Source organism: Fictibacillus sp. 23RED33, from assembly GCF_015903925.1.
GTDB classification, from domain to species: domain Bacteria; phylum Bacillota; class Bacilli; order Bacillales; family Fictibacillaceae; genus Fictibacillus; species Fictibacillus phosphorivorans.
In genome coordinates, this window is sequence record NZ_JACZDX010000005.1 from 184,568 (window position 1) to 198,284 (window position 13,717).

The window sequence follows — 13,717 nt, forward strand, 5'->3', positions numbered from 1 at the left end:
CTATTGCTTGTAAAATGAATGGATTCTGCTGGATTCTATCCCTTTTAAACAAAAAAATCTCCGGTATATAAAACGCTATACCGGAGATGTCTGATTGCTTATTTCGCTGCTTTAGCAGCATCGATCGCTGCTTCGTAATTCGGATGGCTCGTTACTTCGTCTACGTATTCTACATACGTAACTTTATCAGAGCTATCAATAACAAATACGGAGCGTGCAAGAAGACGAAGTCCCTCGATCGCAACGCCGTATGCTTTACCGAATGAAAGATCACGGTGATCGGATAGCGTTTGAACATTTTCAATACCTGCTGCAGCACACCATCTCTTTTGTGCAAAAGGCAAGTCCACTGATACCGTTAATACTTTAACGTTATCCAGCTTAGATGCTTCTTCATTAAAACGACGCACTTCAGCATCACATACGCCTGTATCAACTGAAGGAACAGCAGCGATCAAACGTACACTTCCTTTAGAATCTGCAAGGCTCACTTCAGACATGTCGTTTGCCAACACTGTAAAATCTGGAGCTTGGTCCCCTACTTTTACTTCATTTCCTAGTAATGTAACTGGTTTTTCTTTAAATGTTACAGCCATGATTATATTCCTCCTTTAAGGTATAAATTATGTACTTTCCCTTTCATCTTAAAGCAATGCAGAAAAAAAAGCTAACGAGATGTTAGCTTTTTTAAAACTCATGTGTTTGTGTATTTGATGGACCATTATTATGTTTGTTCTTGTTCATCATATGCTGTAGCTTATCAATCACACCAGGTGCTAGATCTAAGATTCTCTCATACAGATGGGTACTATTATCTAAGTGGATCGTCTTGATCCCTGTATTGCTTACTACTAAGAATGCAATCGGAGTAATGGAAACTCCTCCTCCACTCCCTCCACCAAAAGGCATCTCTTTTGATTGACTAGATGAACCTTGCTGTGTGGAAGAATTACGGGATTCTTCCTGTCCACCGAACTCACTTCCACCTGCTGCAAATCCAAACCCTACTTTTGATACAGTAAGAATGACACTGCCATCTGGTGTCTCTACAGGATCACCAATAATCGTATTTACATCGATCATTTCTTTTAAGTTTTCCATCGCGGTTTTCATTAAACCCTGGATCGGATGTTCACTCATTTTTACATGCCTCCAGTCATATATTCAGAATTCACCTTAGCCGAACGACTTACTATTCGCCAGGACTTTAAGATTTTCAACATAACGACAATAGCATGCCCGATTTTGAATGAAATCATACAAGAAAAGCGCGTTTCACTATGCATCCCCTGAAAAACAGGAACAACAGATACATTCGGAGATTCTTCAAGTTTAAAAAACGTATTGAGCACTTGTATCGCTATTCCTTTAAAACCCCATACTGCTCCTGCAGCAATGGCAGACGAAGAAGCTTCTCCGAGTCCGATTGCACTGTGCCATTCTACTTTTTTCATCCTCATCTTCTTCAAAAATGCAGCGAGTATTTGATAAAAGTGGTTTATATGCTTTAGCATCTTTTTAAATGATTGATATTGATTTTTTAGTTGTAAGAACGTAATCTTCTTCTTTTCTTTTTTCTGTCCGAGCGTCGTTTCTTTTTCTTCTCTTATCTTTACAGAGTGATCTTGAGCATCTACCATGATTAGAGGTACATTCAATTTATATTTTAAAAAATGATACATTTTAAAATTGATCTGAATGTTACTATTATCATTTCGATGAACGAAATAAATGGAGATGTGGATCGTTGAAAGACTTATCACGATTAATAAAAATAGTAAGATACCTATTATGATTGTAAACCAAACCATACATGCTCTCCCCTTCTGTTATCTTTTCATTATAGGCAGAGCGCATTCAATCTAAACCTTAAGAAGTCTGTCTGTTACAATAGAATTAGGAATTTGATCTCATCACTCAGAACAAAATAGTGAAGCAGAGAAATTAAGGGAGGAAAGCAATTATGGCTGTTCGTAATAAAATCTTCTTTTTTTACAAAAAAGAAGAACGCACTTTAGAAAAGATCAACCAATTACTATCATTAGCCATAACAGAGGGGTTCGAAGTAGTTGAAGATGAGCAGGAAGCAAACATCATAGCTAGCATCGGTGGTGATGGCACCTTCTTACAAGCAGTCCGTAAGACTGGTTTCAGAGATGATTGTCTTTATGTAGGTGTGAGTACACTTGAGAATGAATTTTATTGCGATTTTCATATCGATGATCAAGCGGGTATGATTGAAGCGATGAAAAACGAACAAGTTGAAGTTAGAAAATACCCTGCTCTATCTGTAACCATTGATGGTCAAGGGTCGTTCTTCTGCTTAAACGAATGTTCTCTTCGTTCTTCCATTATTCGAACTCTTGAGATTGACGTCTTCATCGATGATCTATATTTTGAAACCTTCCGTGGGGATGGAATGATCATTTCGACACCTACTGGTAGTACAGCTTACAATAAGTCAGTTAACGGTGCGGTCGTTGACCCGATGCTAGCTTGCTATCAAATCAGTGAACTCGCTTCGTTAAATAACAATCACTACCGCACGTTAGGTTCATCGTTTATACTCAGTGATAACCGTAAGATGACATTAAAGATCAAGCATGATAACAGCCATTATCCGATCATCGGAATGGATAATGAAGCAATGAGTATTAAGCATTGTGAGACATTGAATTTTGAGCTCACAACTAAAAGAATCAAGACTGTAAAATTAAAAGACAATTCATTTTGGCATAAAGTAAAAAGAAGCTTTTTGTAGAAGATAAACAACCAAATAAAACAGCTTGCATCATCTGCAAGCTGTTTTTTTGGTTCATGATTCGCGTTCTACAAACCCTGGTTCTCATAGACAATATCACCATCTACAATTGTAAGTACAACCTTAGATTTTAAGATCTCATCTTCTGAAACTTCAAATAGATCTTGATCTAATACAGTAAAGTCAGCTAAATATCCTTTTTTAATGACCCCTTTAACATCTTCTTGCATAATGGCAGAAGCACTTCCGACAGTATATAATGATATCGCTTCAAACCTTGTTAATTTTTGCTCTGGAACATAACCTTCATGACTCTCCCCTGGTTTTCTTCGTGTTACTGCAGCAAATATTCCAAGAAGCGGATCCACTGGTTCAATAGGAGCATCAGAGCCACCTGCACAAATTAGTTTTTCATCGATCAATCTTCTGAAAGGAAAAGCATTTGGAATTCGATCCGTACCGAGTCGTTCGATCAACCATGGAAAGTCTGATGCTACAAATCCTGGTTGAATATCTAGTATGACTGGAAGTTGTTTCATTTCTGCAATTAAATTATCATCTACAAGTCCAACATGAATTAGGCGATCTCTGCCTTCCTTTGCAGGGTGATTTTTTATCGCTTCAATCGTTTGTTTCAATGCCATATCACCAATCGTATGTACAGCAACATTCATATGATACTCTCTCGCTTTTTGAACAAGTTTAGCTAGATCAATATCTGCATGGATCGATACACCTGAGGTTTCCGGTGCATCATTATAAGGCTGAGATAGCCAAGCGGTCCGGCCTCCAAAAGCTCCATCTGCAAATATTTTCAATGCTCCATACTCTACGAAAGGCAACTCATATTCCTTTTTAACATTCTTGAAGTCTTCAAAGGCTTCATGATGCACCAATAGATGAGCTCGAAACTTAATCTTTTCTCCATCAATGACAGTTCGATAAGCACTCAACGGCCTTTCTACATACCCATAATAGCTTAAGTCTTCCGAATGACCTCCTGTTAATCCTAATGAAAGTAAATATTTGATAGAGGTTTTTAAGGCCGTATTCAAATAGTTCTGTGAAGCTTCTGGCACAGCTTTCTTTACAAGTTCTGCAGCACTATCATGTAACAGCCCTGTTGCTTCTCCATCATTATCTCTTACGATAATTCCACCAGGAGGATCGATCGTATCCTTAGTGATACCTGCCAATTCTAAAGCTTTTGTGTTCGCTAAAAATGCATGCCGACACACTCTGGATAGAAGAACAGGTCGTCCACCTGAAATACCATCTAATTCTTGCCTATGAAAAATCTTACGGTCGATAAAATTGTTCTCATTCCATCCTTCTCCAATCAACCATTCATCGGATGTAAGTGTAGTTGCTTTTTCTCTCAGAGCACGTTCCATCTCTTCAGCAGAAGTCATTTCTGAGAGATCGAGTTTTATCAACTTTTCACCATGACCGATCAAATGTAGATGACTGTCCACAAATCCCGGATACATGAAGTTCTCATTTAGATCAACCCTTTTCGTAATATGCTCTCTAAATGTATTAGTTAGATGTTTTTCCGTTCCTGTTTTAATGATATGACCGTTCTCCACGTAAACAGCTTCAATATGTTCACCTTCGTTTGCCATCGTGTAGATTTTTCCGTTATAAAAGAGAGTCCCCAATTTATTTGACCACCTTTATTCATCTTCTTTTAAAAGTAGTATAACTTAAAAACCAAGCAAAAAAGCAGATAAGTTATCTGCTTTTTCCTTAAAAATCATCTTGATTTTGATGCTTCTAGCTGACGAAGCTCGATACGTCTGATCTTTCCTGAAGTTGTCTTTGGAAGATCATCAACATATTCTATGGATCTTGGGTATTTATATGGAGCTGTAAGTTCTTTTACGTGTTCTTGAAGTTCTTTTGTTAAGGCATCGTTACTTGCAGTATGATCTCGTAAAACAACAAACGCTTTAACAATATGACCACGTATTTCATCTGGACTTGCCACCACCGCACATTCTTTAACAGCTGGGTGCTTTACAAGTGCATCCTCTACTTCAAAAGGTCCAATCGTATACCCTGAGGAGATGATTATATCGTCACCTCTGCCTTCGAACCATAAATAGCCTTCAGCATCTTTCTTCGCTTTATCACCTGTCACATAATAGTCACCACGAAAAGCCATCATCGTTCGATCACGATCTTTATAATATTCTTTAAACAGAGCAGGACAATTTTTATGAACGGCAATATCACCAACTTCTCCAGCAGCAACAGGTTTTCCGTTTTCATCAATGACATCAACATCATTTCCAGGCGTCGGCTTACCCATTGAACCTGGTTTGATCTCCATACCTTCCATCGTACCGACTAATAACGTATTCTCTGTTTGTCCATATCCGTCACGTACTTTAATTTGGAAATATTTTTCGAACGTATCGATCACTTCTCGGTTTAACGGTTCTCCAGCCGATACAGCGCTCCTTAATTGTGGTAGCTTATATTGATCCAAATTATCTACTTTTGCCATTAAACGATATTCTGTTGGTGTACAACATAAAACAGAGATCTTCTGGTCTTGCAAAAGTGTTAAATATTTTTTGGGATCGAACTTACCTTGATAGACAAAACCGGTAGAACCTGTTCCTAATGTTGATAGGAATGGACTCCAGATCCACTTTTGCCAGCCTGGTCCAGCCGTTGCCCAAACTTTGTCATCTTCTGAAATGTTTAGCCAGCTCTTAGCAGCAGTACGAATATGAGCATATGCCCATCCGTGTGTATGCACCACACCTTTAGGCTGGCCGGTTGTACCTGATGTGTAAGATAAAAAAGCCATATCATCTCTTGCCGTTTCAGGCGCTTTATAGGAAACGCTTACATTATTCGTTATTGCTTGTAAGCTTAACCAGTTATCTGTTTCCCCGTTCGCACTAATTTTATATGTAAGTGTAAGCAAGTGGTCTTTGATCTCATTAACCTGCTCTGTAAATCGGTAATCCGCAATGATCGCTTTAGCTTCACTATGCTGAACACGGTAGCTCAGGTCCTTAGCTCTTAACATTTCTGAGCATGGAATAACAGAAATTCCAGCTTTCAAACAAGCGATATACACCGCATATGTTTCAATCAGTCGCGGCATGATGATCAGAACTCTATCACCTTTAGCCAGTCCAAGTTCTTCTAAAGAATTTGCAATTTGATTCGCTCTGTCTAGGAGCTTCTTATATGTAATCTCCTCTGTAATACCTTGTTCATCCATCCAGATTAAAGCTTTTTTTTCAGGGTTTAAAGCATACTTTTCCATTTCTTCTGTTAAATTATAAATGTTTGGAGCAATCAAGTTCATTTACTTCACCCTTTCAATTCATGTTGTTCTTTACCATTATAATATATTTTAGAAAATTTTTAAAATTTAGTCATATATGTACAAAAATAAAAGGAGCGGGGATAACCCGCTCCGTTAGCCATTTGCTATTTATTTAGAGTATCCACCTAGAGCTTGAGCTACTAGACGCTTAGTGATTTCTCCACCTACAGATCCGTTAGCACGTGAAGTTGAATCTGGTCCAAGGTTTACACCGAATTCAGAAGCGATTTCATACTTCATTTGGTCTACAGCTTGTTGTGCACCTGGTACTACTAATTGGTTTTGGTTTGCCATGTTGTTTCACCTCCTTTGTACTAATAAGATGTGTCTAAATGGCCGATTCAATTCTTGGAAATTGTTGTGTGTGTTGCCATTTCGTATATTAGTTAAGAAGCAGGCTATTGAACGCAGTTGATTTCAGCACACACTTGCTAACTTCAGTTATAAAAATGACCACTTCAAGCTTGCTGTTGCATACTTGCTACTGCATCTAACAAGTCAATGCTTCCTCAGTACGCTTTCTCGTTGCATGTCTTCAAAAGTAGCTTCTCATGTAGCAGGCAAGCATCCTTGCACTCTAAGCAAATTGCAATGGACAGACAATCTGAATGCAAAAACAACAGCTCTATAAGTAAAAAAAGCCTGCACAATATGCAGACTTTTGTTATGACTTACCTTGATTAACTTGTCATCAAGCTTTTAAAGTTAATAATCTTGATGTTTTTAAAGAGGCTGATTTATTTTGTAATTTTCTTCATTGACTAGTTGATTGGAGAGTGGAAGGTGCGAGACTCCTGCGGGACAGGTGGGCAGGTGAGACACTTAAAAGTGAAACGTTCGAATGTGGCTCACCGCCTGCCCCGCGGAAAGCGAGCAACCTGAAACGGATATCAACTACTTTCAAGAACTAAAAAAACACGCAAAAAATGCCTTAGAGCAAATCATCAAACGTTTCGTCCGTTGATTTCCCTTCTTCAAGAATCAGCGTCTCAACTTCATTAACCGCTTCTTCAATCAACTCTTCAAGGTTTTCAATATTTTTCTCAAACCGAATCGCTTTCTCACGCTTCGGCTTAGTCTTTGGTGCAGATGGCAAGAAAATGGTACAGCAATCTTCATAAGGACGAATTGAAATCTCATATGTTCCAATTTTATGCGACAAATTCATGATCTCTAGCTTATCCATTGTAATAACAGGGCGAAGAATAGGCAGGTTTGTTACTTCATTGATCGCATACATGCTATGCATCGTTTGACTTGCAACTTGGCCGAGATTCTCTCCGTTCGCGATAGCCATCGCATGGTTGTTCTCCGCTAAACGCTCAGTGATTCTTAGCATTACTCTTCTCATGATTGTCATGCTATAACTAGACGGAATCTTATCTTTGATCGTTTGTTGAATTTTTGTAAAAGGTACAACATGAAGCTTGATCTTGCCTCCGCTATAGCGAGTGAGCTCTTGTGTCAGATCCACCACTTTTTGTTTTGCCCGTTCACTTGTAAATGGCGGACTATGAAAATGAACACCTTCAATACGAACACCACGCTTCATAGTCAAATATCCCGCTACTGGACTGTCAATACCACCTGAAAGCATTAGCATCGCTTTACCGCCAACACCTATCGGCAGACCGCCAGCTCCCTCAAATGATTTTGAGCTGATGTAAGTTCCTGTATCTTTTACTTCCACTTTTACATTTACATCTGGATTATGAACATCAACGGTTAAACCTTCCGTGTTTCTTAAAAGGTATCCTCCAACTTCTTGGTTAAGCTGCATGGAGTTAACTGGGAAGGACTTTAATGAGCGTTTACCAGTAACTTTAAACGTCTTCTTTCCTTCCATCGCTTCATTAAGAGCGATTAACGCTGCTTTCTGAATCGCTTCTAAGTCATTTTCAGATCTTACAGCTAAACTGATCGAGTGGATGCCAAAAATATCTTGTAAAGATTTAACGATAGGCTCATATGATTGGCCGTTTAACTCAATAACAATTCGGTCAAAGTGTTTTGACATATGCAGATCCTGAAACGGACGCATTTTTCTTTTTACTGTTTCAAAAAGCTGTGATTCGAAATGCCTTCTGTTCTTTCCTTTTAGTGATAATTCACCATAGCGTACGACTAAATGATCATAAATCATCTTCATTACCTCATTACCTTCTTAATATTTATTAGTTCTTCTTTTAATATTTTTAAAGACAGTTCTGCTTCTTTCAAAGTGTTTCCATAGGAGGTACTCAAACGAATAGCCGTTGAAGCACGATTTTCTCCTAACCCCATCTCTAATAAGATACGGCTAGCTCCACCTTGTTTTGATGAACATGCAGATCGAGTTGATACATACAAATCTCTTTTATCAAGGGAATGGATCAGCACTTCTGGTTTGATACCCTTCACTGAAAAATTAATAATGTGAGGAGCTGAGTACTTTAAAGATGTATTGATGTCTATTCCATCTATGGAACGCAACTCTTCAATTAAGAACTGTTTAATCTCAAGTAAATTTTCTTTCTTTTCCTTCATTTCTTGAAGAATTAACCTTAACGCTTTTGCCATAGCTACAATACCTGCAACATTTTCAGTCCCGGCTCTTTTCTTTAATTCTTGTTCTCCACCAGTGAATAAAGAAGAGACACTCACACCATTCTTCACAAATAGAATCCCATTTCCTTTTAAACCGTGAATTTTATGAGCAGATATCGTGCATAGATCAATCCCCCACTCCTTTAGTGGCAGGTCAACCTTACCGACACCTTGAACATTGTCGACATGGAAAAAAATCTTCGGATGCTCTTTCAAGATCTTACCTATCTCTTGAATAGGTTGTATCGTTCCCGTTTCGTTATTGACATGAATAAGTGAAACAAGAATCGTATCTGGCCGGATCGAACACTTAAGTTCTTCTAATGAAATCAAACCGTTCTGATCCACCGGAAGATACGTTACTTCGAAACCTTGTGATTCAAGATATTGAAAGGATTCATGACTCGATGCATGCTCAACAGAAGATGTTATAAGGTGTTTACCTCGATTTTGATGTTGAAAAGCAATCCCTTTGATCGCAATATTGTTGCCTTCTGTACCACCAGAGGTGAAAACGACTTCTGATGGAGCAACCTCCAGTAACTGAGCAATTGACTTTCTGGCCTGACCAAGCAATTTCTCAGCTTCGCCTCCTTTAGAATGAAGGGAAGATGGATTGGCAAAATACCTTTCTGACACCGTAACGAACGTATCAAGTACTTCCTTATATGGCTTTGTTGTTGCACTATTATCCAAATAAATCATTGTTGAATCCTCCAATTATCCATTCCAAACCGTTCTAAAACACACATTTCATTATCATACCATAATTTAGCTATCGTGCACATCTCCACTTATATCCTAGTTTTTGTTAACTCACCAAAATAAAATTCTTTTAAACAGCAAAAAAACTGCAGGAATTGAATCCTCGCAGTTTTTATACATGTGACTTTAAATTGATTTCCATCTCTTTAAGGATTCCAGGTCTAACACTTTCTATCGCAGAAGCTGCAATCTCAAGAGCATCTTCATACTGATAATTTCGAAAAGCGATCTCTGCTTCAATCAATCGAACGGATACAGATTGATAAGAACTTCTGAATCTATTGCCGTACTGTATGAGCTTCTCAGCTAAGAAAGCATTCTCGATCATCTTAGACGTTTCATCGTAACCTTCGTTTACTGCTTCGTGCGCTTTGTTTAGTACATAAGAAACATCTGACATTTCAAGAGGCTTCTCATCCAGCTTTTTAGAAACTTCGATGATATATTCTTCTGCCTTCCCGATCGTGATCAAGTAGTGTTCCGGTAATCCAGGAAGGTTGCTCTTTTGTACCATTCTTCTTGCTTCGAGCAGTTTCTTTCTTAGTTCTCTTAAGCTTTGTTTCGTTTCAAGCTCATCTTTTCTTAAGTTATGAAGCATTTCTTCATATACTTTCTGAGAACGCTGCAGTTCTTCCATCTGCTTTTGCATCTCTTCCATCATCTCTCGAATAACTGAATAAGATTCTCTTTTTTCGTCTATTGAATCTTCAATGATTAAGAAACGACTCTGTAGCTTGTGAAACAGTTTTTCAATCTTCTTTTGCATTTCTGCTTCATTTTGTTCGATCAAGTAAGTAGAAGAAACAATTTGGGTCTCTTGCTTTAAATTCTCAATTCTATCTTGAAGATCTTGAATGGAAGAGAAAAAGATTTCTCTTTCACTAATTACAAATTGCTTAGAATGCACTTCGTTTTCGAGCATTTCATAGAGCTGATCCATTTTCTGAACCGTTTCGTCCATATCTCTTTGAGCACTCTCAAGCTCCAAATCTAACACTCTGTTCAACGCTTGTTCGTTAAGATCTTTCAAAGAACTGATCTCTTTTTCAATACCGATATGATGTAGAACGTAGCCTTGCTGTTCCATCTCAGTAAAACCTGCACTTAATTCTTTCAGTGAATTTGGTATATCCGATTGAAGGATCACTAGAAGTTCAGGAACACCCTGCATCTTCGTTTTACAGTCTGAAATACGGTTTAAACTCTCTACAAGTCTTTGTCTAGCTTCTAGATGGCTTCCTTGTACAGTAAGTGATTCAAATGTTTCAAACAGTGCTTTAATCTCATCCAGCTCTTTATCAAAAATTGGGGCTGTCTGACCAAGTGCGCGGATATGTGTTAAATAGTACTTCTTTGTTTCTTGCAGCTTTTCTTTCGCTTCAACGATCTCTTCTCGATTTAGTTCCTCACTCGTAACTAACTCATTAATCTCTGAAGTAATCTCTTTAATTCGCAATTCAATTTTTTCTAATGATTGGCTAACCCCAGCTAAAATAGATCTAGCTTTTTTAAAGCGGTACTTATCTGTATATTCCTCAGCGTCGAATAAGTCTTCTTCTAAATTAGGAAGTTGAGCCGTTACCATCTCATCCCATTCTTGACGCCACATTTCAAATTTTTCTTCCGTTTCCCCAATCATCGCCATACCCTTAACTTTTGAAATCTCTTCTGTTAATGGGCGATTCATAATTTGCATTTTCCATGCTTCGAGTCGATCAATTTCTTTATACACTCTTCGGCGTGACATGGCACCGTACAGGATCAATGCTAGGAATGTAACGATGGCAATGACTATGTATATCATCAGAGGCACCCTTTCTATCTGTTCAAATTTCTATATGGCCTACATTATGTATTCGTATGTTTAAATCGCTTTACCGATCTAATTTCGTTTTTATTCTATAAAAATTGCAGTTTAATGCTTTTATGATAACATGTAAACAAACATTTGACGCAAAAAAATTGCATAATCTGATAATTTTTTTCCAATTTAATGAAGATTTTGTCGAAAGGAGGAGTAAGAAAGATGTACTATGATGGACATGTCCATACGCCTTTTTGTCCCCATGGGTCACTAGACACATTTGAAATGTATATCGAAAGAGCTATCTCTTTAGGTATGAAAGGTATTACCTTTACAGAGCATGCTCCGCTCCCTCATACATTTACCGATCCTGCTCCCACGAAAGACAGTAGCATGACACACGAACAATTAGGAAGTTACTTTAACACTTTGAGAGAAGTTAAGAAATTTTATAAAAGTAAAATAGAGATTTTTACTGGATTAGAGATTGATTTTATAGATGGATATGAAGAGGAGACGAATACGTTTCTTAAAGAAGTTTGGCCAGAGCTCGATGATGCCATTCTCTCTGTTCATTTTCTAAACGTCAAAAATAAGCACTACTGCATGGATTATGATGAGAATGTATTTAAAGAATTGATTGAACAGTCGGGTAGCCTTTCTGCTGTCTACTCCCTATACTTTCAAACGGTTAGAAGATCAATCAGTCATTCATTTGGGAAGCATCAGCCAAAAAGGATTGGTCATATCACATTAGCTAAGAAGTTTCAGACACTTTTCCCTCCAGATTTTAGTTATGAAAAGGAAGTAGAAGACATTTTAACAACCTTGTCTGAACGTAAAATGTATTTGGATTACAACGGGGCAGGTGCTGTTAAGCCTTATTGTTTGGAGCCTTACCCTTCAGATTGGATCATAAATGAAGCACAAAAAAGAAAAATCCCTCTCGTCTATGGGTCTGATGCCCACAGTGCTAAGGGACTCGGTCAAGGATTTGATCAATTAGTAGCAACAGCAACATTAACTTCCCCACTTCTCTTGAATAGAGCCGAATAACGGCTTTTGAACAGCAGACAGTAGGGGATTTTTTCTTTCAGGAAGACAAACACATTTATCAAACCAGTTCATCATCCATTTTTTATAAGGTTGGATGAACGTCTCTGTTTCAGCACTGATCTGATACACTTCAGCTAAATATAGTGGATGCAAAAATGGTAGCATCATCATATCCTTGAACTGAATAGTTAAAAAGTCCACAGGCTGCCTTCTGAATTCTTTTTTCTTCATCCCTTTTTCAAACAAAGTTTGCAAAAAGTATTTTTCTTTTACTAAGTAGGTAGACATGAGTTCGCGTACCAATGTTGAATCAAGCGTCATCTCACGATAGACAAAGCGTGCAAGAGGAAGGTTTCGCTGTTGATAGATCAACAATGCTTCTACTATTTCAATAAAACTCCCTTTTACTGTTGGAGAGCTCGATGTATGATAGATGATTTCAATCCTTCTGATATACCCTTCAAAAAATGAAGTGATCAACTCTTCTAGAAGACCTTTCTTTCCTCCAAAATGGTACGAAATTAAAGCGATGTTCACACCAGCTTTTTTTGCTATCTGCCTAACGGTCGTTCCTTTAAATCCTTGGCTTGTGAAAAGAGCAATCGCAGCCTCAGCTATTTTCAGTTTCGTTTCCATCGGATCTGTCTTCATTTTCTTCCACCGTCCTTCCCTCTTGTATAAAATTCTTGGGCGGAAGACATAAACCTTTAATAATCGCTCGACAAATAAGGGCTTTTGGGTGTATAGTTCAACATTATTTGATAGGATAGAATAAACAATTTATCAGGTTTGGAGGAATCTTGATGTTTTCCGTTCAGCAATATAGCACAGACAGAAATGAGGGGTATTCACTTCTGTTAAAACAACTTTCTGCTTTACTTGAGGGTGAAACAAACGCTACTGCGAATTTTGCAAATGCTTCTGCCTTACTGAATCAATTCTTAGACAGAGTAAACTGGGTCGGATTTTATACACTTGAAGTAGAGACGAACCAATTAGTTCTTGGACCCTTTCAAGGGCTTCCAGCTTGCGTAAGAATACCTCTTGGAAGAGGAGTATGCGGAACGTCCGCTCAAAACCAAGAAACATTAGTAGTAAAAGATGTTCATGAGTTTCCTGGACATATCGCCTGTGATGCAGCTTCTCAATCCGAGATCGTTGTTCCGTTAGTTAAAGACGGCCAGCTCCTAGGAGTTCTAGATATTGATAGTCCAGAGAAGGAACGATTTGATGAGATTGATCAAGAGAACTTAGAAAAATTCTGTGAGGTTTTACTTCGATATATCTAATTTCTCTTACCTATTAAAGAAGCCCTGCGCCGATATAAGCGCAGGGCTTCTTTTGTATATAACGCTCATCTAAAAGGTGTTGCTTTCATTACAGTTGATTGGAG

Annotated in this window: 13 protein-coding genes; 3 read left to right on the forward strand and 10 right to left on the reverse strand. The window is 38.1% G+C overall.

Features of this window, described 5'->3' with window-relative positions; translation table 11 throughout:
- Positions 1-98: 98 nt before the first annotated feature.
- The 3 genes from tpx to IHV09_RS16845 form a co-directional block, all read right to left on the reverse strand.
- Positions 99-599, reverse strand: a complete 501-nt coding sequence (gene tpx / locus IHV09_RS16835; RefSeq protein WP_197265025.1) for a thiol peroxidase — start codon at positions 597-599, stop codon at positions 99-101.
- Between the two features lie 88 nt (positions 600-687).
- Positions 688-1,140, reverse strand: a complete 453-nt coding sequence (gene ytfJ, locus IHV09_RS16840) for a GerW family sporulation protein (protein WP_197131625.1) — start codon at positions 1,138-1,140, stop codon at positions 688-690.
- 2 nt (positions 1,141-1,142) lie between these two features.
- The gene (locus tag IHV09_RS16845; protein ID WP_197131627.1) at positions 1,143-1,811 is read right to left on the reverse strand and encodes a DUF2953 domain-containing protein; all 669 of its coding nucleotides are present in this window, start codon (positions 1,809-1,811) and stop codon (positions 1,143-1,145) included.
- A 152-nt stretch (positions 1,812-1,963) separates the two neighbouring features.
- Between IHV09_RS16845 and IHV09_RS16850 the strand changes: the two genes are divergently transcribed.
- Positions 1,964-2,761, forward strand: coding sequence for an NAD kinase (locus tag IHV09_RS16850; protein ID WP_197131629.1), 798 nt, complete (start codon positions 1,964-1,966; stop codon positions 2,759-2,761).
- Positions 2,762-2,829: 68 nt separating this feature from the next.
- Here the strand turns inward: IHV09_RS16850 and IHV09_RS16855 are convergent, their stop codons facing one another.
- From IHV09_RS16855 to ezrA, 6 genes are all read right to left on the reverse strand, one after another.
- Positions 2,830-4,422: an amidohydrolase gene (locus IHV09_RS16855; protein WP_197264999.1), complete on the reverse strand. Its 1,593-nt coding sequence runs from the start codon at positions 4,420-4,422 to the stop codon at positions 2,830-2,832.
- Between the two features lie 95 nt (positions 4,423-4,517).
- Positions 4,518-6,092, reverse strand: coding sequence for an acyl-CoA synthetase MbcS (gene mbcS, locus IHV09_RS16860; RefSeq protein WP_197265000.1), 1,575 nt, complete (start codon positions 6,090-6,092; stop codon positions 4,518-4,520).
- A 129-nt stretch (positions 6,093-6,221) separates the two neighbouring features.
- Positions 6,222-6,407, reverse strand: coding sequence for an alpha/beta-type small acid-soluble spore protein (locus tag IHV09_RS16865; RefSeq protein WP_066243771.1), 186 nt, complete (start codon positions 6,405-6,407; stop codon positions 6,222-6,224).
- 637 nt (positions 6,408-7,044) lie between these two features.
- Positions 7,045-8,256, reverse strand: a complete 1,212-nt coding sequence (gene thiI / locus IHV09_RS16870) for a tRNA uracil 4-sulfurtransferase ThiI (protein WP_197190330.1) — start codon at positions 8,254-8,256, stop codon at positions 7,045-7,047.
- 5 nt (positions 8,257-8,261) lie between these two features.
- Complete coding sequence (locus tag IHV09_RS16875; protein WP_197265001.1) at positions 8,262-9,404, reverse strand: cysteine desulfurase family protein; 1,143 nt, start codon at positions 9,402-9,404, stop codon at positions 8,262-8,264.
- Between the two features lie 172 nt (positions 9,405-9,576).
- Positions 9,577-11,268, reverse strand: coding sequence for a septation ring formation regulator EzrA (gene ezrA, locus IHV09_RS16880; RefSeq protein ID WP_197131642.1), 1,692 nt, complete (start codon positions 11,266-11,268; stop codon positions 9,577-9,579).
- Between the two features lie 222 nt (positions 11,269-11,490).
- Here ezrA and hisJ point away from each other — a divergent pair, with 222 nt between their 5' ends.
- On the forward strand, positions 11,491-12,324 hold the full coding sequence (gene hisJ, locus IHV09_RS16885; protein ID WP_197265002.1) for a histidinol-phosphatase HisJ: 834 nt from the start codon (positions 11,491-11,493) through the stop codon (positions 12,322-12,324).
- On the opposite strand, the gene refZ is transcribed toward hisJ, so the two are convergent.
- Positions 12,289-12,975 (reverse strand): forespore capture DNA-binding protein RefZ, encoded by a 687-nt coding sequence (gene refZ, locus IHV09_RS16890; RefSeq protein WP_231618368.1) that lies wholly within the window; start codon positions 12,973-12,975, stop codon positions 12,289-12,291. The genes hisJ and refZ overlap by 36 nt on opposite strands.
- Before the next feature lie 152 nt (positions 12,976-13,127).
- Between refZ and IHV09_RS16895 the strand changes: the two genes are divergently transcribed.
- Complete coding sequence (locus IHV09_RS16895; RefSeq protein ID WP_197265003.1) at positions 13,128-13,613, forward strand: GAF domain-containing protein; 486 nt, start codon at positions 13,128-13,130, stop codon at positions 13,611-13,613.
- Positions 13,614-13,717: the final 104 nt, after the last annotated feature.